Source organism: Mesorhizobium sp. 1B3 (assembly GCF_050958605.1).
Classification (GTDB): domain Bacteria; phylum Pseudomonadota; class Alphaproteobacteria; order Rhizobiales; family Rhizobiaceae.
The window spans coordinates 66,482-84,095 of sequence record NZ_JBJHDO010000005.1; the positions used below are offsets into that span (position 1 = coordinate 66,482).

A 17,614-nucleotide genomic window follows, 5' to 3' on the forward strand; every position below is an offset into this window, starting at 1 on the left:
TTAGCCCTGGTCAGCGCTCCTTTCCGATGCGGTCGTGTCCGAAGCCGAATCTCTGCGCGCGGAAACCATGCGGCAAGTGTAGTGCATGCAGGAGCGGTCATGAAGACGCACGTGCCAAGGTATCTCGACCGCCCCTCCAGTGCGGCGCAGCGGCCCGGCAGCCATTTCGCCATCGGACAGCAGGAGATCGAGCACGTCCTCGGCTCGTCCTTGGTGCCACCCACGCTGCGAGTGGCCGCCCAGCCAGTGCTCCATGGCCGTCACTCGATCTGTCCAGTCGAAAGGCAGGGCGATCAGCGCCTCTCCCCCCAGCCGGATCACGCGCCCCAGCTCGGTGAGCACGGAACGCGGTTCTGTCACGCAGTCGATCAGGTTCATCGCCGTAGCCAGCGCAAAGGTCTCGTCCTCGAAGGGCAGGTTCAGGGCGTCGCAGATCCATACCTCGACTTTCTCGGAGCCGGGTACGGCCACGGAAAAGCGGCGCCGGTTGTAAACAAGGCCTACGCGGCGATGCGGATATTCGACAATTCCATCAGCCACGACCCGCCGCGCGACGCGGGCGAGGGCCACCGAGAGGTCGGCCGCGACGACCAGCCTTCCGGTTTTTGCGGCCAGTTCAGCCGCGACGCGCCCTGGTCCGCAGCCGAGATCGAGGATGGGCCCGTCCGGGAGCTTGTCCGACAGCATTGCGAGCCCCCGCTCCAGAGCCCGGGCAACCGAACCGGGACGCGCGCCGCCAGCGGTTTCGCCTTGCTCGGCTGGGTCGTGGTCACCCCAATGGTCCCACACATAAGAGGACATGTGCTGGCGTATCGATTGGAGCCCGCTGGAGGCGCCTGCGGCGTCGCCGAGCAGACTTTCCACAGCGGGAGGCAGGTCGGTCCGCGCCATCAGGTAGAAGAGATTGTCCTCGACGAAGCGCCGGATATCGGGCACTAGGATCGCCATGCCGTCGATGACCGGGAATTCGCCGCTGCAGCGTCCGCATTGCAGAATGCCGCAATCGATATCTTCGTCCGTCCCGGTTTCGGCGGTCGCAATGAACAGCGGCGAGTTGATACGTTCGCGGCTGCGGCAGGCTGGGCACACCGGCCTCAGCGCCTCGAAACTCGACCGGCGCATTCAACCTCCGATGATGACTGTCGGACAGCCGGGCGGCATGACCTTGCCGACCGGACTGGGGATCGGCGCAACACAGGCCGGGTGGGACGTAATGTCATTGACGCGGGCTGCCGGCATACCGCCGATCATGACCGAGCTGGAGCCCTTCGCAATCATCCCCGGCCCCCCCGGTACGCAGGAAGGCAGGACACACGGTGTCGATTGGTCGGTGACGCGGGCGGCAGGGAGATTGCCGATCAGAACGGTCGGACAGCCCTTGACGATGGGCAGCGGCAATGCCGGGTGCGGAGCCGGCGCGGGCACCAGCGCGGCAGGGTGGATAGGGGCGTGGCAGTGCGGCGCGTCCTGCTTGATCAGGTCGCCCATGCGAGCAGCGTTCATGCTCTGGCTGCTCCAATTGCGCGCGGCGCCAGCGTCTTGCCCAGCGTGAGCACATTCCAGCCCCGGCTTCGCCGGTAGCTCACCTCATCGAGAAGCGCTTTCACGAAATGCATCCCAAGCCCTCCGATCTGGCGTTCCTCGAGACCGGCATCGAGGTCGGGCGCAGCTATGCCCAGCGGGTCGAACGGCACGCCATCATCGCGAATTTCGACAATCAACCGATCCCGGTCGATCCGGATATCGACCAGCATCTCGTGAGCAGACCCGTCGCGGAAGCCGTAATTGATCTGATTGGTCAGTATTTCGTCAAGCGCGAGCTCCAGCGCGGATGCGTCCTCATTGGCCACGGCGTGGCGCGCCAGGTACTCGCCGACGGCCTTGAGCGCGTCCGGCACAGCTGCCCGGTCGTTGCGGATCGAGAAGGTGGCGCCGTGCTGCTGCTTGGCCAATGCCTTGAAGTGAATCGCGGCGAGCGCGCCTCGGGGAGGGCCGAAGTGCCGGTCGACAAGCGCCTGAAGGCCTTCGAGGGGCAGGCGCCGGTCTCCGACAGGAGGCTCGCCGGCGATCGCCAGCCAGAAAATGTCTCCGGGAGCCAGCACTTGTGCATCACTGCAGCGCCCACTGCCCAGCGCGGCATGCCGCAGTTCTCCGATCGAAACGTCGATCCGAGCGATGGCCAGCGCAGCCACGCAATTCCCGCCATGTTGCCGTAAGCCGTCGATGACGAGGTCGGGGTCACCTGATTCGGCGGCCAGGGCACGCAGCAATTGTCGCTGTCCTGCCGCGGCAAGCGCCCCATCGAGGCCGCCCCGGTTCAGTTGCACCGCCGCGGCCCACAGGTGCCGTTCATCGAGCCAGAAGTGATCGAACAAGACGATCTCCTGCGCATCGTTTTCGGCGGCGAAGGCCAGTTCGACATCTCTTCGCTCGGGAAAAGGCGCAGGTTCCAGAAAACTGCGAATGCGCGTCTCGAGCCGCTCGAGCAAGGAAATCGCCTCCGTCATTTCGTGGGCCGCTCCGTGATCCGGCATAACGTTCTGGTCACGCGGCTCGCTTTCTGAAATCATTGCTTGGTAAAGGCCGGACTCGGCCGGGGACGTAAGAGACAGGTATCGTAAGCCATGAACATCGCCGAGACTCGCCGCGACGGCAACCTCATTGTCGCGCCCAGCGGAAGGATCGACAGCGCAACCTCCTCCCTGTTCGATCGCCATCTCTCTTCCGTGATCGATCGCGGCGATATCCGTTTGGTGATCGACCTGTCCCAGTTGGAATATATCAGCAGCACCGGCCTTTCCGCTTTTGTGTCGGCTGCGAAGAAAATTCGTGCTCAGGGCGGCAGGATGGCGCTGGCCGGTCTGAACGGCCGCATTAGGCTCGTCTTCGAGATGAGTGGTTTCTTAAGGCTTTTTCCAATATTTCCCAATGTGGACGCCGCAGCGAATGGCTAAGACGTGAAAGTCGATAGACACCAGCGCAGGTAGAAAATAAACTTAGCTCCGCGGAGATTCGCGGCGGGCGTTTGATGTCCGCTCGGGCTTGGGTAGGGTGGCTGGATCTATTCCAGCAGGCGTAGATCGCCACCGAGGGGGATAGCGTGCTCAATATCGACTTGCAGGCGCTGGTTGGGCGACTGAACCAGCACTGCCGATCCACACTTGAAGGCGCGGTTGGTCTTACGCTGTCGCGTACGCACTACAATGTTGAGATCGAACACTGGCTGGTCAAGCTGACGGAAGCGGCGAGCAACGACGTCGAGGCGATCCTTCGCTATTTCGAGATCGATGCGGGCCGGCTGGCGGCCGACGTCAACAAGGCGCTAGACCGGCCCAAGACCGGCAACAGCCGGTCACCGTCGCTTTCGCCGGACGTGGTAAAGCTTATGCGCGAAGCATGGGTGTTCGGTTCGCTACAATGCGGCGAGGCCGCCGTGCGCTCAGGCCATCTGGTCGTGGCACTGCTGGCCGACCATTCGCTTGCGGCGCAGGCGCGTGACGCATCGTCCCAGCTCGCCAAGATCAATGTCGAGACGCTGCGTGCAAACTTCCAGAAGATCGTGGGCGACAGCAGCGAGGCCGGCGGCGCAGGGCTTGCATCCGCAGGTGCAAGCGCCGGGGCTGGCAGCGGTGGTGTGGCCGTGTCCTCCGGCGCGAGCGGATCGGCTCTCGAGCAATATACGATAAATCTGACCGCGCGCGCGAGAGAGGGCAAGATCGATCCGGTCCTCGGCCGCGATGCCGAGACACGCCAGATCGTCGACATCCTCACGCGCCGGCGGCAGAACAACCCGATCCTTACCGGCGAGGCCGGCGTGGGCAAGACCGCAGTCGTCGAGGGCTTTGCGCTGAAGATCGCAGCAGGCGACGTGCCGCCGGCGCTCAAGGACGTGGAGCTTCTGTCGCTTGACCTCGGACTGCTTCAGGCCGGCGCCGGCATGAAGGGCGAGTTCGAGAATCGGCTCAAAAATGTGATCGAGGGTGTCAAGGCCTCGCCCAAGCCGATCATCATGTTCATCGACGAGGCACATACGCTGATCGGGGCAGGGGGTGCTGCCGGCCAGAACGATGCGGCGAACCTGCTGAAGCCCGCCCTTGCCCGCGGCGAGATGCGCACCATCGCAGCCACGACCTGGGCCGAATACAAGAAATATTTCGAGCGTGATCCCGCGCTTACGCGTCGCTTCCAGGTGGTCAAGGTCGAAGAGCCGGACGACGAGGCGGCGATCGGCATGATGCGCGGCCTGATCCCGACGCTCGAGCGCCATCACGGCGTCCGGGTGCTTTCAGAGGCTGTCGAAGAAGCGGTGCGCCTGTCGCGGCGCTATATTCCCAGCCGCCAGCTCCCCGACAAGGCTGTCAGCCTGCTCGACACGGCGTGTGGCCGCGTGGCGATCGCCAGCCATGCCGTGCCGGCTGCCATCGAGGATCGCCGCAGGCGGATCGATATGCTCAAGGCCGATCTTGCCGCGCTGGCGCGGGAGACGCGCATCGGCGCCGATCATCAGGAGCGGATCGGCGAACTGAATGCTGATCGCGAGAAGACCGAGCGTGAACTCGCCGACTTCGAGCGGCAGTGGGGGAAAGAGCGCGATCTGGTAACGCGCATCCGCGACCTGCATGATAAGCTCGGCGACGCCGAGGATGGCGCCGGCGAAGCTGGTGCGGCCGATGCCTCCGGCAGCGCGGCCATGCTGCAGGAACTTTCCGCGCTCAATGTCGAGTTGACGGAGCTGCAAGGCGAAAGTCCGCTGATGCGGGTCACCGTCGACGGTCAGGCGATTGCCGAGGTTGTCGGCAACTGGACCGGCATTCCCGTCGGCCGGATGGTCTCCAATGAGATCAAGACCGTGCTTTCCCTGAAGGACAAGCTGGAAGAGCGCGTCATCGGCCAGCCGCATGCGCTGGAAGCGATTGCCGAGACGATCCGCACGTCGCGCGCCAAGCTCATCGATCCGCGCAAGCCGATCGGCGTGTTCCTGATGGTCGGCACCTCCGGCGTCGGCAAGACAGAGACGGCGCTGGCGCTGGCCGACCTGCTATACGGCGGCGAGCAGAACCTGACAGTCATCAACATGTCGGAGTTCAAGGAGGAGCACAAAGTCTCCATGCTGGTAGGCTCGCCACCGGGCTATGTCGGCTATGGCGAGGGCGGCGTGCTGACCGAGGCGGTGCGCAGGCGTCCGTATTCCGTGGTCCTTTTCGACGAGATGGAGAAAGCCCATCCCGGCGTCCAGGACGTGTTCTACCAGGTGTTCGACAAGGGCATGCTGCGCGACGGCGAAGGCCGCGACATCGACTTCAAGAACACTGTCATCATCATGACATCGAATGCGGGCACGGATCTGATCCATCGCCTGTGCGTCGATCCTGCGACACGGCCGAGCTCGGAGGAGCTGGCCGAAGCGCTGCGGCCGGAGTTGTTGAAGCTGTTCAAGCCGGCCTTCCTCGGGCGCTGCTCCGTGGTGCCCTATTTTCCGCTGGCAGACGACATCATCCGCAAGATCGTCGACCTGCAGCTCAACCGCATCCGCAAGCGCTTCCTGGAGAACTATCGGGCCAGCCTGGTATGGGGCGACGAACTCGTCGAAGAGATCGCGAAGCGTTGCACGGAAGTGGAGAGCGGCGCACGCAACATCGAATACATCCTTTCGCGGGGGCTGCTTCCCCGACTGTCGGCGCATGTCCTTTCGATGATGGCCAACGGCGATGCCGTCGGCGGCCTCAGGATCGTGCTCGGGGCTGACGGACAGTTCGAGTTCGAGCCACTCGGCACGGAAGCGGTTCGAAAGGATGCCGACGCGGAGGCGGGGAAAGCGCTGGTCGCCGCGCCGTAGAAGAGTCCGCACGAGGGTCGCAGGTTGCGGTCGCAGGTTGCGCTCTGGGGCTGGAGAGGTTGCTAGTTTGATGGACGTGGATAGAGGAAGCAATACATGGCGATTTATTTGAAATACGAGGGCATCGACGGCGAGGCCACTCACGACAAGCACCAAAAGTGGATCGATGTCGGCAGCCTGCAGTTCGGCGTCGGTCGCGGCATCAGCACACCGTCCGGATCGACGGCCAATCGCGAAGCGAGCGAGCCGAGCATCAGCGAGGTCGTCGTGACCAAGCAACTCGACAGCGCCTCCAGCAAGCTGTTCGTGGAGTCTTGCACGGGCGCGGCGGGCAAGAAGGTCGAAATCCATCTTGTCAGCACCGGCAGCCCCGGCAACACCTATGTCGAGTACATCCTGCACAATGCGCTGATCTCGGGCTACTCCGTCAGCTCGGGCGGCGATCGTCCATCGGAGTCGATCTCGATCAACTTCACGAAGATCGAGTACAAGCACATCCCCTACGATCAGGGCAACAAGGCGGGCACGCCGGTCACGGTCAGCTACGACCTTGCCACGACGAAGAGCGGCTGACGCTTCACGGCGATGCGGGCGCTGGGCGACGTCCAGCGCTTAGCCGGAGTTTGGCACACCGGCGGCGCTGCAACGAATGTGGCTTCAGATGGTGAGCCCGAAGTCCGGCGCCGGGCAAGGGTCTCGAACCTTCAAGGCCTCGGCGGGCTGGGTTCGAACGCATGTGAGCGGAGGTTCCGCGGCCTCAGCACCACCGACGCGGCGGCAGAAAGCCTTTCTCACCCGTATGTACGGGTGGCAATTGGTGCCGTCGCATTCATTGGAGCTAGCGGATCGCCAGGGTGCGATACACTCGCTACGCTCCTGAATCCGATGGACTACAGGATCTGACGCCTTCATGTCGCAAACGATCGTCCAGTCCGAACGCTGGATCACCGTCGAGTCGCCTCTGGGAGAAGATGTCCTGGTGGCGACCGAGGTCGATGGCGTCGAGGGCGTTTCGCGGCTCTTCGAATTCAATCTCGCGGCCCTTTCCTCGAGCCAGACCATTAAGCCGGAAGACCTGCTTGGCAAGAGTGTGACGGTCTCGATGGCGAGGCCCGGCGGCGCCCGGCGTTACGTGAACGGCATCGTGATTTCCTTCGCCGGTGGCATGGTGACGCGCAGCGACTATCGGCTGTTTCGGCTCACCCTCGCGCCGACGCTGTGGACGCTCGGCCGAGCGTCCGACCACAAGGTCTTCCAGAACAAATCGGCCGTCGACATCGTGACCGAGATCCTGAAGGAGCATTCGGTCGCGTATGAGCAAAAGCTCAGCGGCACCTATCCGAGCCGCGCGTACTGCGTTCAGTTCGGCGAGACGGATCTTGCCTTCGTGGAGCGCCTGCTCGCCGAGGAAGGCATCTTCTATTACTTCAGGCACGCCCGGGGCGAGCACAAGCTGGTGCTGGGCGATAGTGCAAATGCCTATGCCGACTGCGCCCAGAAAGAGGCCTACTATCGGCAGGACGCTGAAGAGGCGACAGACGGAATCCATGCGATGGATTTCGGCGCGTATCTCACCGACAACAAATGGGTTCTGCGCGATTACGATTTCGAGGCGCCGGGCACGCCGCCGGAGGCGAGCAAGAACACGAGCCTCCAGCCTGCCGGTGGCAAATCCTGGGAGCATTTCGCTTATCCGGGAAGGGCGCTCACATCGTCCGAACTGGGGCGGCTGGCCGGCGCCGAGGTGGATCGTTCCGATGCCGGATTCGAGGTCAGTACCGGCAAGGGCACTTGCGCCAGCTTCACCCCCGGACACCGCTTCAGCGTGAAATCTCATCCCGTCAGCGAACTCAACGACCAGCGCCACGTCCTCTCGGAGGTTCGTCATCAGGCAGTCGACAGGGCGCATTTCGGCATTCGCGCGGGCATGGAGGGCAAGCCCTACTACCGGAACAGCTTCGTCTGCGCTCCCGCGACACGTCTCCTGCGGCCGACGAGGGGGCTGGAAAGGCCAGTGGCGCGAGGGCCCCAGACAGCCATCGTCGTCGGTCCCAGCGGCGAAGAGGTTCACACCGACAAATACGGCCGCATTCGCGTCCAGTTCCATTGGGATCGCCACGGCAACAAGGACGAAAAGAGCTCGTGCTACGTCCACGTGGCGCAGAGCCTCGCAGGCTCGGGCTGGGGCAGTGTGTTCATCCCGCGCGTCGGAATGGAAGTCGTCGTCCATTTCCTCGATGGCGACCCCGACCGGCCGCTCGTGACGGGTGCCGTCTACAACGGCCAGAACCTCCCGCCATGGGCGCAGTCCGGGACCTCCACCAAGACCGGGTTGCTGACGCGCAGCACCAAAGGTGGCGCAGCCGCCGATGCGAACGAACTGTCCTTCGAGGATAAGAAGGATTCCGAGAAAATCCTCTTCCACGCCCAGAAGGACTTTGTCAGAGAGGTCGAGAACGACGACGCGCTCGAGGTCGGGAACGACCAGACCCGGACTATCAAGAAGAACCGGACCACCACGATCGAGGAGGGTAACGAAACCCTGACGATCAAGCAGGGCAATCGCGTCGAGAAGATCGAGCAGGGCAACGAGACGCTCGACATCGACACGGGCAACCGTCAGGTCACGATCTCCAAAGGCAATGAGAGCCTCGCAATCAAGCAGGGCAACCGGACCGTCACTCTCGATTCCGGCAACGACTCTCTCACCCTTTCACAGGGCAACCTGACGATTACCGCGCAGGCCGGATCGGTCAAGCTCACGGCACAGACCGGCATCACGCTCGAGTGCGGCTCTAGTTCCGTCGAGATCACGCAGCAGGGCATCGCGATCAAGGGCCTCCAGCTCGACCTGAAGGCGGATGCCGCCGCGAACATGAAGGGCGCAATGGTCGAAATGGCCGGACAGGGCATGGTCACGGTCAAGGGCGGCATGGTGAAGATCAACTAGGATTGCGGAACTTGGGACCAGCGCGTTGAAGATCCAGGCAGAACCGTTCCGTAAGATCGCCGCCAGCACGGCAGGGGACATCTGCGCGCGCGTGGATCTGTCCAAGCAGGCCAAGGCCTTCCTGGTGCCGGACCTTTCGCCACAAGGCTTCCTTTCGTTGCTCATGGAAGCAGAGGCAATCGGGGATGCCGTTCGCTTCATGGCCTTTGCGCTGCCGGTACGCGAGGGCGTGTGGTGGGCCTGTGTGGTCGCGCATAATCAGGCCGCCGAGCAGAGCGAAAGTGGTGCCGAGTGCATCCGCTCGGCGGTACGGTGGGTCTATGATTCGACGGAAGCGAACCGGCGCGCTTGCATGATGGCAGCCGAATCGTCGAACTTCGAGGGAGGGGCTGCCTACGCGGCGCTCGCGGCATTCTGGTCAGGCGGCAGTCTTGCGCCGGAGGGTATGCCGGAAGCGCCTGCCGATCCGAGTCTGGGGCATATCGGCGTGGGCGCGTCCGTGCTCCTGTCGATCACGTCCGGCGATCCGAAGACTCTTCCGGCCCGGTTTCGCACCGCAATGGGGCGGAGTGTCGATATCGCCAACGGAGGCAATGGCCGAATGGAAGGCGATCGTCCGATCGTGCGTGCCTGAAATAAGTCCGAAACCCTTCAGCAAGAATTAGGGTTCGGTCACTACTGACGAATTGAATGTCACCGGCTTGTGTCGGTCGCCCGGTATGACCGGATCGGCGGACTTGGGCCTGAAGAGGAAGAATAGGCAATGGCATCTCCGCAGGTCATCGATCTGGAGACCTTGCTGGCGCCGATATCGGAGGACGCGCCGGCCGGCGTCGATCCGCGCTCCGACACGTCGCCCAACTCGCTCTATTATCGGGTCAAGGACGCCCGCAATGCGGCGCGCGCGGCAGAACGCTCCGCTGTCGAGATCGGCGGCCCCATGCCGGAAGAATGGGAAGACGTCATCGACGCTGCGATCGAGGTTCTGACGGGCCACGCAAAGGACCTGGAGATCGCCGCCTGGATGACCGAGGGGCTCGTGCGGCGGGACGGTTTCGCCGGCCTGCGTGACGGCCTGAAGGCGATCAAGGGAATCGTTGTCGCATTCTGGGACCCATGCTTCCCCGTCATCGATGAAGAGGATGGCATCGAAGGCAAGGTCTCGGCCATCTCCGGCCTGAGCGGGTCGGGGGCCGTCGGCACGCTGATCCAGCCGATCCGGCTGACGCCTCTGACGCGCGGCTCCCAGTGGAACTTTTCGCACTGGAACTACGAGCAGGCAAACGAACTGGAAAAGGTCACGGATCCAACCCGCCGCCAGGAGCGCATCGACAACGGCGCCGTGACCATGGAGCAGTTCCGGCAGAGCGTGGCTGAAACCTCGTCCGCGCATTTCCAGGAGATTTCGGAAACGCTCGACGAATGCCTCGACGCGCTGGCGGAAATGTCGTCGACCTTCGATACCGTTGCAGGTTCCGACGCCCCGTCGACCTCCGGGCTGCGCGACATGCTCGAGGAGGTGCGCAGCGCGGTTCGTCATTTCGCGGCCGACAAGCTGGCTGCCGGCGGACTCGTGTCCGGAGGCGCCGAGACGGCGCTTCCCGACTTCGCGTCCGAGGCGTCGGAGGCTGCCCCCGGCGAGGGCTCGGCAGTTGTCCGCAGGATCAACGGCTACGCCACGCGTGAGGATGCGCTCGCCGAGCTGACGCGCATCGCGGGTTACTTCAGAAATACCGAGCCACACTCGCCCATTTCCTACACGTTGGAAGATGCGGTTCGGCGCGCGCGCCTAACATTGCCGGAATTGCTGGCGGAACTGGCCGAGGATCCGGCTCACATTCAGCGCATATTGATGGCGGCGGGAATCAAGCCTCAGGAAGATCAATCCGGGGCTTCAGGGTACTAGTTTCAGGTACGAAATATCCAACTCGATAGGGGGAATATCATGGCAGAGAGCGTACAACAGAAGCTGAAGAGAGTGCGTGCACCACGCGTGCACATCACATATGACGTGGAGACGGAAGGCGCGGAGGTCCGTAAGGAACTCCCGTTCGTCGTGGGCGTGATGGGGGATTTTTCCGGCAAGCCTTACGAACCGCTGAAGCCACTGCGCGACCGCAAGTTCGTCCAGATCGACCGGGACAATTTCGATGACGTCATGCAGCGCATGACGCCCGGCGCACAGTTCAAGGTCGAGAACACGCTGGCTGGCGATGGCTCCGAGATCGGGGTCGAACTCAAGTTCAAGTCGATGGACGATTTCGAGCCGGCCTCGATCGTGGATCAGGTCGAGCCGCTGCGCAAGCTGCTCGCCGTTCGCAACAAGCTGCGCGACCTGATGTCGAAGGTCGACCGATCGGAAGAACTCGAAGGCCTCCTCGAGGAGGTGCTCCAGAATACTGAAAAGCTCGGCGAGCTGTCCAAGCAGCTGGGCGTCGAAGGCGGCAAGGCGGAGGGTTGATCGATGAGTGCGGAAACCAAGACGGAAGCCGGCGTAGCCGCGGAAGCGCAAACCGGGAGCCTCAGCCTGCTCGATCAGGCGATCAGCGTCACCAAGACCGCCGAACCGGACGAGATGCAGGATCTGCTACGCACGCTGACTTCGGAGGCGCTGGCCGGCACGGTCACGTTCTCGAAGAACCTGACGCAGACTTTCAACAAGGCGATCGCCGCGATCGACGAAAAGCTGTCCAAGCAGCTTTCCGCGATCATGCATCACGCGGACTTCCAGAAGCTCGAAGGCTCCTGGCGAGGGCTGAACTACCTCGTCAAGAACTCCGAGACGAGCGCGACGCTCAAGATCCGGATGATGAACATCACCAAGAAGGAGCTGCACAAGGATCTGACCAAGGCTGTCGAGTTCGATCAGAGCCAGACCTTCAAGAAGATCTACGAATCCGAGTTCGGCACCCCCGGCGGCGAGCCCTACGGCGTGCTGATCGGCGACTACGCGTTCGGCAACGGCACCGAGGATCTCGAGGTGCTCCAGGGCATGTCGAACGTGGCGGCCGCGTCCTTCGCGCCGTTCATCGCCGCAGCCAATTCCGAGATGTTCGGCCTGTCGAGTTTCACTGAACTGTCGAAGCCGCGCGATCTGGAAAAGATCTTCGAGAGCTCCGAATACATCAAGTGGCGGAGCTTCCGCGACAGCGAGGACAGCCGCTTCGTGACGCTTGCCATGCCGCGCGTGCTGGCGCGCACGCCCTATGGCTCCAAGGGTCGGCAGATCGAGGAGTTCGAGTTCGAGGAGGCGCCGATCGATGCCAATGGCACCGTCAGCGCGATGACTCCGGACAAGTTCACCTGGATGAACGCCTCCTACGCCCTGGGCGAGCGTCTCACCTCGGCATTCTCGAAATATGGCTGGTGCGTCGCCGTGCGCGGCGCGGAAGGCGGCGGCAAGGTCGAGAACCTGCCGAGCTTCACCTTCACGAGCGATGACGGCGACGTGGACCAGCAGTGTCCGACTGAGATCGGCATCACGGACCGCCGCGAGGCGGAACTGTCGAAGCTGGGCTTCCTGCCGCTCTGCCACTACAAGAACACCGACTACGCTGTGTTCTTCGGTGCGCAGACGACGCAGCGTCCAAAGAAGTACGACAACCCCGATGCCACCGCGAATGCGGCGATCTCGGCGCGTCTGCCCTATATCATGGCGACGTCCCGCTTCTCGCACTACCTGAAGGTGATGGGCCGCGACAAGATCGGCTCCTTCATGGAAGTCTCGGACTGCGAGAGCTGGCTCAACAACTGGATCCGCAACTACGTCAATGGCAACCCGGACGCCAGCGCGGAAATGAAGGCGCAGTACCCGCTCGCCGAGGCGACCGTTTCGGTGAAGGAGATCCCGGGCGCTCCAGGCTCCTACAACGCCGTGGCCTACCTGCGGCCTTGGCTGCAGATGGAAGAGCTGACCGCCTCCATGCGTCTCGTCGCCCGTATCCCGCAGATGGGGTAGGGCTAAAGCGCCGGTTGCGCAGATCGGGATTTGCGCGACATGAGCTTGTCGCGTGAATCTCGATTCACGCGACAAGCTTAGGAGCACCGGGCCGGGATGGACGACCTCGATCTGATCGCCGCGGAGACCAACCTCCGCGACGCGCAGCCGGCGAGCCAAGCCGGCCTGCGCATGTCCCTCGTCGAGGCGGTGCTCGGAGGCGATAACGATGCCGCGCGCGCCCTCGATGCGTTTCTGGCCGAGGACCGGCCCGCGCATGCCCTGCGCGCATGGCTCGGGTCGTCCGGCGCCGGCGGGGCGGTTGCTAGGGCGATGATGACCCGCGACATCGCGGCGATCGACACGCTGATGGGCGATCAGCTCGACACCATCCTTCATCATCCGGATGTCCAGCGCGTCGAAAGCGCGTGGCGCGGCGTCGAACTGCTGCTCGATACGGCGCATGGCGACGACAGGGTTCGTGTGCGCATCTTCAATGCCACGTGGCAGGAGCTCGCGCGGGACTTCGACCGCTCGATCGAGTTCGACCAGAGCGCGCTCTTTGCCAAGGTCTACAGCGAGGAATACGGCATGCCCGGCGGCGTGCCCTATGGGCTTCTGCTGTGCGACTACGCGGTTCGCCACAAGAGGGCGGGGCATCCGCCGACCGACGATGTCAGTGCCCTGGCCGGTCTCTCGCAAGTAGCCGCGGCTGCCTTTTCGCCCTGCATCATAGGTGCAGCGCCTGATTTGCTCGGTGTCTCAAGCTTCGCAGACCTGTCCTATGTCCAACGCCTTGATGCCGGCTTCCGCCTCGCGGAATATCAGCGGTGGCAAAAGTTGCGCGAGCAGGAAGACAGCCGTTTTCTCGGCGTCGTCATGCCGCGTATCCTGATGAGAGAGCCCTATGGCATCGACTCGGCGCGGGAGGACGGATTTTTGTATCGGGAGGGCAGCGGCGATCTTGGCTCGTGGCTATGGGGCAACGCCGTCTATGCATTCGGCGCCGTGGCCATCCGCACTTTCCGCGAAAGCGGCTGGTTCGCCGATATCAAGGGCGCCAGGATCGGCGATGCAGAAAACGAACCCAGGTTGTCGATGCCTCCCTTCTCGACGGGCGAGGAGATCGCATTCCGGCGCCCGCTCGAGGTGGAGCTCACCGACAAGAAGCAGAAGGCGCTCGAGGAGCTCGGCTTCGTGTCCTTCAGCCCGGCCGCATTCACGCGGTCCATCGTCCTGCTCGGCGCACAGTCGCTCCATGCAGCTCCGGCTGCGGCAGACACCGCCGAGAAAGCTAATGCGCGATTGTCATCCATGCTGCAATATGTGCTCTGCGTCAGTCGTTTTGCCCATTACGTCAAGGTTATGGCCCGCGATCGCGTAGGGCGCTTCACAACTCCCGCTGCGCTCGAAACCATGCTGGGTGACTGGCTTCGCAACTACACCATCGGAAATGCAGATGCCGGTCCGGAACTAAAGGCGAGATATCCTTTGAACAGTGCGAGCGTGGAGGTGAGGGAGGTGCCGGGCCGCCCCGGCATCATGAGCTGCACACTGCAGCTTCAGCCGCATTTTCAGTTCGACCAGATGGTGACGGGCCTCAAGCTGCGCACCAATCTCGAACCAGGCGCAGGGCGCTGATAGCATGGCTCGCTCTGCCCCATCATCGCCGCCGCGCTTGTCGCTGTTCGATCGTCTCCTCCAGGGCGACAGCATCGAGACCGACCGTAACGCCGACAGCGCCATGCGCCAGCTGCGGGAAAGTGTGCGCCGCGACCTGGAGATTCTGCTCAACACACGCCCTGCCAGAACTGTAATGGGGACCGATATGGGAGAATTGGCGGCGTCCGTATTATCCTACGGGCTTCCCGGTCTCCAGAACCAGAACTTGGCGACACCGACGCAGCAGGAGGCCTTTCGCAAGCAGCTAGAAACGATCATCCAGCGATTCGAGCCGCGCTTTCGCGAGTTGGAAGTGGAACTGGTCGATCGGGATTCGAGCCTCGATCGTACCTTGCGTTTCCGTATGCGCGCCGTCCTTCAGGCCGACGGAGCGAGCGAGGCAGTGGTCTATGACACCGTCGTCGATCCGGCGACTGGTGGTCTGCGCATCCTCGCGTGATCGGGGCAGGGACTGGGGGTTCTGTCGCAAACTTCGAGCAGAGCGGCGATGAGACGTCTCATCGACGTGCCACCTGCCCGTCACCGAACGCTTGCGACGGTTGAAGCGCTCCAGCAGTTTCGGTGAGAAGTCGGCAACTCAGCGATGCATGGTGGCGTGATCGACGCTCAGGCCGCGTTCCGCCACCATCTCAGATCGCGTAGGCTGAGATTGTAGGCCAGATACCAGCGGATACACAGCAGGAACACCGACTGATCGAAATGGCGGCCTTTGAACACGGCAGGCTCCTCGAAATGTTGAAGCGCCTCCATGCCTGCCCACGCTTACAAAAGAGTTCGCGACAGGACCCTATTGCGGAAGCTGCATCAATTCGATACGCAGATTTTGGGGTGTCTTGATGAAGGCGATCAGCGTACCGTCTTGAAGTGTGGCCGGCTTGTCCAACAACTCTGCGCCGTGCGCGCGTGCTCTCTCCACAAGCGTTTCCAAATTGTCCGTTGTAATGGCGAAATGCTCCAATCCGAGTGACGACTCATAGCGTCCCTCAGGTAACAGTTCTCCACGGGCCGGATTCGAGATGATCAGGAACGGAGGCTGATTTCCCTCAAGGGCGCAGCGGATGAGGCGATCGCCAGTTGGACGCACCGAATCCGCAACCACCTCGAAACCGAACACGTCACCATACCAATCGGCCGCGGTTTTCGGGTCGTGGCACTTGATGTGGATATGATGAACGCTGTTGCGAATCTGCATGGGAACATCCAAGAAATTGTATGTCAGACGTCAAAAAGATAAATTGGCTGTATTGAGCGTCAGCGCTACATCGCGCTTTCGAGGATGGCGCCATAGTCTGCCGCGGTTAGGGCACGCGGATTCGTCTGGTGGCTGTGATCTGCCAGTGCTCGCTCACAGATCCAGTTGAACATATCCCGCGATACGCCGAGCGCGGAAAGGGTGGAAGGCAGACCAAAATTGGCATTCAGCCTATCCAGAGCATCAGCGAGTGTCGTGGAGCGCAACCCAGCCTCTCGTTCGAGGCGTTCGATCTTTGCAGTGGCGGCTTCTGCATTCCATCGCAAAACGGGCGGCATAAGGATTGCGTTGAGTGTGCCGTGATGAAGCTTGAGCGACTTCAGTCCGCCGAGCGCGTGGCTTAGTGCGTGAACGGCGCCCAGCCCTTTTTGGAAGGTCAACCCTCCCTGAAGCGCGCCCATCATCAGTTCCGTGCGAGCATCAAGATCGTTTCCGTCGGCAAAAGCTTGCGGCAACGCCTTCCAGATACGCGCGAAACCATCGACCGCGATAGCTTCGGCCGGCGGATTATAGCGCGGCGACAAATAGGTTTCGATGCAATGTGACAATGCGTCGAGACCTGTTGCCGCGGTCAGGTAAGGCGGAAGACCAAGCGTCAACTCAGGATCGCAGATAGCCTGTTTTGGAATGAGATGCGGGCTGATGAATCCAAGCTTGCGCTTATCCTCAAGCGTGATCAAAGCGGCACGCCCGACTTCCGATCCGGTGCCTGCGGTCGTTGGGATCGCGATCAGCGGCGCGACGGCGCTGGTGATGCGCGGAATGCCTCCGAGAATAGCCGCATACTGCTCAAGATCTCCATCATGGGTAGCTAGCAAGGCTACGCCTTTTGCCAAATCAATCGGCGAACCGCCTCCAAATGCGATGACACCATCGCACTTGCCTTCGCGATACACGGAGAGAGCTTGCTTGACCGCGCTTTCCGTCGGGTTGGTCGGCACATCGAGGAAAGTCGGTGCCCTCATGGTCAGTGCCGACTTGAGCCGATCGAGAAGACCCGTACTCGCGATGCCATGATCGCTCACGATGAGCGGCCGTTGGATATCCAGTTCCTGCATTGCTCCGGGAAGCGCGACGAGCGCCCCCGCGCCGAATTTAATGGTCGTCAGATAGTTGATGATGTCCATGGCCCGGTCCAGTGGTCACGAGGAAATAAGAATGCGCAGGCACATCAGGTGGCCAGATAGCCACCGTCGATTGGGAGAATGACCCCGGTGATGAAAGCGGCCGCGGGCGATGCGAGAAATAGCACCCCGCCGACGATATCCTGCGGCCGTCCCCAGCGCTTCATCGCCGTGCGCGCGAGGATCCCCTCGCTGCGTGCCGGGTCAGCCTGCAGCGCAGATGTCAGCGGTGTTGTGATCCAGCCGGGGGCGACCGCGTTGACGCGGATGCCGTTATCGGCATAGGCAATGGCCAGCGACTTCGTCATCTGGCCGATACCGCCCTTGCTGGCCGAATAACCTGGTACGAGACCGCCGCCCTGAAAGGTCAGCACCGAGGCGAGATTGACGATCGCGGCGGCTCCGGAGCGCGCCAGCAGCGGCCGTGCCGCTGCGCAAACGCGCATCGAGCCGGTCAGGTTGATATCGACGACAGAGGCAAAGACATCCGGGTCCAGCTCGTCGCCCCGCCGGATGATGCCGGCGCAGTTCACCACTACATCGAGCGCGTCGAACGAAGCCACCAGCGCCTCTACCGCCGTGCGGTCACGGACGTCGAGCTGGCAGAAGCCCACGCCGGAACATGCGTCAGCCCTCACCGCTTCGACCTCGGCATCGGTCGCTCCAGTGGCAATGACGCTCGCCCCCGCTGCGGCAAATCCGGCCGCTATGGCCGCGCCGATGCCAGAGGTTCCTCCGGTCACCAGGACGCTTTTTCCCACGAAGAATGGGCGGGCCCAGTTGGAGTCGGCCGTAGTGCTCATGTCGATGATCATGTCTGTCTCACCGCCTG

General features: G+C 62.6%; 16 protein-coding genes and 1 pseudogene. 10 read left to right on the plus strand and 7 right to left on the minus strand.

What is annotated here, in order from left to right:
- Genes ACCO56_RS15055 through ACCO56_RS15065 form a run of 3 tightly spaced genes read right to left on the minus strand, consistent with a single transcriptional unit; the run spans position 1 to position 2,507 of the window.
- Positions 1–1,122, minus strand: a complete 1,122-nt coding sequence (locus ACCO56_RS15055) for a class I SAM-dependent methyltransferase (protein ID WP_433641585.1) — start codon at positions 1,120–1,122, stop codon at positions 1–3.
- A complete protein-coding gene (locus tag ACCO56_RS15060) occupies positions 1,123–1,503 on the minus strand; it encodes a PAAR domain-containing protein (protein WP_433641586.1) in 381 nt (126 codons plus the stop codon).
- A complete protein-coding gene (locus tag ACCO56_RS15065; RefSeq protein WP_433641587.1) occupies positions 1,500–2,507 on the minus strand; it encodes an ATP-binding protein in 1,008 nt (335 codons plus the stop codon). The genes ACCO56_RS15060 and ACCO56_RS15065 overlap by 4 nt, the downstream gene beginning before the upstream one ends.
- Positions 2,508–2,624: 117 nt before the next feature.
- Between ACCO56_RS15065 and ACCO56_RS15070 the strand changes: the two genes are divergently transcribed.
- From ACCO56_RS15070 to tssE, 10 genes are all read left to right on the plus strand, one after another.
- Complete coding sequence (locus ACCO56_RS15070; RefSeq protein WP_433641588.1) at positions 2,625–2,954, plus strand: STAS domain-containing protein; 330 nt, start codon at positions 2,625–2,627, stop codon at positions 2,952–2,954.
- 146 nt (positions 2,955–3,100) lie between these two features.
- Entirely contained in the window at positions 3,101–5,836 is a 2,736-nt protein-coding gene (gene tssH, locus ACCO56_RS15075; RefSeq protein WP_433641589.1) for a type VI secretion system ATPase TssH, read from the plus strand.
- Positions 5,837–5,932: 96 nt separating this feature from the next.
- The gene (locus ACCO56_RS15080) at positions 5,933–6,409 is read left to right on the plus strand and encodes an Hcp family type VI secretion system effector (RefSeq protein WP_433641590.1); all 477 of its coding nucleotides are present in this window, start codon (positions 5,933–5,935) and stop codon (positions 6,407–6,409) included.
- A 337-nt stretch (positions 6,410–6,746) separates the two neighbouring features.
- Positions 6,747–8,786, plus strand: a complete 2,040-nt coding sequence (locus ACCO56_RS15085; protein WP_433641591.1) for a type VI secretion system Vgr family protein — start codon at positions 6,747–6,749, stop codon at positions 8,784–8,786.
- A gap of 25 nt (positions 8,787–8,811) precedes the next feature.
- Positions 8,812–9,420, plus strand: coding sequence for a DUF6931 family protein (locus tag ACCO56_RS15090; RefSeq protein ID WP_433641592.1), 609 nt, complete (start codon positions 8,812–8,814; stop codon positions 9,418–9,420).
- Between the two features lie 129 nt (positions 9,421–9,549).
- Positions 9,550–10,692: a type VI secretion system protein TssA gene (tssA, locus tag ACCO56_RS15095; RefSeq protein WP_433641593.1), complete on the plus strand. Its 1,143-nt coding sequence runs from the start codon at positions 9,550–9,552 to the stop codon at positions 10,690–10,692.
- Between the two features lie 39 nt (positions 10,693–10,731).
- Positions 10,732–11,247 (plus strand): type VI secretion system contractile sheath small subunit, encoded by a 516-nt coding sequence (gene tssB, locus ACCO56_RS15100; RefSeq protein ID WP_433641594.1) that lies wholly within the window; start codon positions 10,732–10,734, stop codon positions 11,245–11,247.
- A gap of 3 nt (positions 11,248–11,250) precedes the next feature.
- Positions 11,251–12,744, plus strand: coding sequence for a type VI secretion system contractile sheath large subunit (gene tssC / locus ACCO56_RS15105; RefSeq protein WP_433641595.1), 1,494 nt, complete (start codon positions 11,251–11,253; stop codon positions 12,742–12,744).
- 96 nt (positions 12,745–12,840) lie between these two features.
- Positions 12,841–14,364, plus strand: coding sequence for a type VI secretion system contractile sheath large subunit (gene tssC / locus ACCO56_RS15110; protein ID WP_433641596.1), 1,524 nt, complete (start codon positions 12,841–12,843; stop codon positions 14,362–14,364).
- A 4-nt stretch (positions 14,365–14,368) separates the two neighbouring features.
- Positions 14,369–14,845 (plus strand): type VI secretion system baseplate subunit TssE, encoded by a 477-nt coding sequence (gene tssE / locus ACCO56_RS15115; RefSeq protein WP_433641597.1) that lies wholly within the window; start codon positions 14,369–14,371, stop codon positions 14,843–14,845.
- Between the two features lie 54 nt (positions 14,846–14,899).
- On the opposite strand, the pseudogene ACCO56_RS15120 reads toward tssE, so the two are convergent.
- The 4 genes and pseudogenes from ACCO56_RS15120 to ACCO56_RS15135 all read right to left on the minus strand — a co-directional run.
- Positions 14,900–15,123 (minus strand): annotated as a pseudogene (locus ACCO56_RS15120) (IS6 family transposase); the annotation flags it as partial.
- A gap of 70 nt (positions 15,124–15,193) precedes the next feature.
- A complete protein-coding gene (locus tag ACCO56_RS15125; RefSeq protein WP_433641598.1) occupies positions 15,194–15,598 on the minus strand; it encodes a VOC family protein in 405 nt (134 codons plus the stop codon).
- A gap of 65 nt (positions 15,599–15,663) precedes the next feature.
- Entirely contained in the window at positions 15,664–16,785 is a 1,122-nt protein-coding gene (locus ACCO56_RS15130) for an iron-containing alcohol dehydrogenase (RefSeq protein WP_433641599.1), read from the minus strand.
- A gap of 44 nt (positions 16,786–16,829) precedes the next feature.
- Positions 16,830–17,597 (minus strand): SDR family NAD(P)-dependent oxidoreductase, encoded by a 768-nt coding sequence (locus ACCO56_RS15135; RefSeq protein ID WP_433641600.1) that lies wholly within the window; start codon positions 17,595–17,597, stop codon positions 16,830–16,832.
- Positions 17,598–17,614 lie beyond the last annotated feature (17 nt).

Coding starts and splice junctions, on each gene's coding strand:
- ACCO56_RS15125 (WP_433641598.1), bottom strand. CDS start 15,598: ATGCAGATTCGCAACAGCGTTCATCATATCCACATCAAGTGCCACGAC.
- tssE (WP_433641597.1), top strand. CDS start 14,369: ATGGCTCGCTCTGCCCCATCATCGCCGCCGCGCTTGTCGCTGTTCGAT.
- tssC (WP_433641596.1), top strand. CDS start 12,841: ATGGACGACCTCGATCTGATCGCCGCGGAGACCAACCTCCGCGACGCG.
- ACCO56_RS15135 (WP_433641600.1), bottom strand. CDS start 17,597: ATGATCATCGACATGAGCACTACGGCCGACTCCAACTGGGCCCGCCCA.
- ACCO56_RS15055 (WP_433641585.1), bottom strand. CDS start 1,122: ATGCGCCGGTCGAGTTTCGAGGCGCTGAGGCCGGTGTGCCCAGCCTGC.
- ACCO56_RS15130 (WP_433641599.1), bottom strand. CDS start 16,785: ATGGACATCATCAACTATCTGACGACCATTAAATTCGGCGCGGGGGCG.
- ACCO56_RS15080 (WP_433641590.1), top strand. CDS start 5,933: ATGGCGATTTATTTGAAATACGAGGGCATCGACGGCGAGGCCACTCAC.
- tssA (WP_433641593.1), top strand. CDS start 9,550: ATGGCATCTCCGCAGGTCATCGATCTGGAGACCTTGCTGGCGCCGATA.
- ACCO56_RS15065 (WP_433641587.1), bottom strand. CDS start 2,507: ATGACGGAGGCGATTTCCTTGCTCGAGCGGCTCGAGACGCGCATTCGC.
- ACCO56_RS15070 (WP_433641588.1), top strand. CDS start 2,625: ATGAACATCGCCGAGACTCGCCGCGACGGCAACCTCATTGTCGCGCCC.
- tssB (WP_433641594.1), top strand. CDS start 10,732: ATGGCAGAGAGCGTACAACAGAAGCTGAAGAGAGTGCGTGCACCACGC.
- ACCO56_RS15085 (WP_433641591.1), top strand. CDS start 6,747: ATGTCGCAAACGATCGTCCAGTCCGAACGCTGGATCACCGTCGAGTCG.
- ACCO56_RS15060 (WP_433641586.1), bottom strand. CDS start 1,503: ATGAACGCTGCTCGCATGGGCGACCTGATCAAGCAGGACGCGCCGCAC.
- tssC (WP_433641595.1), top strand. CDS start 11,251: ATGAGTGCGGAAACCAAGACGGAAGCCGGCGTAGCCGCGGAAGCGCAA.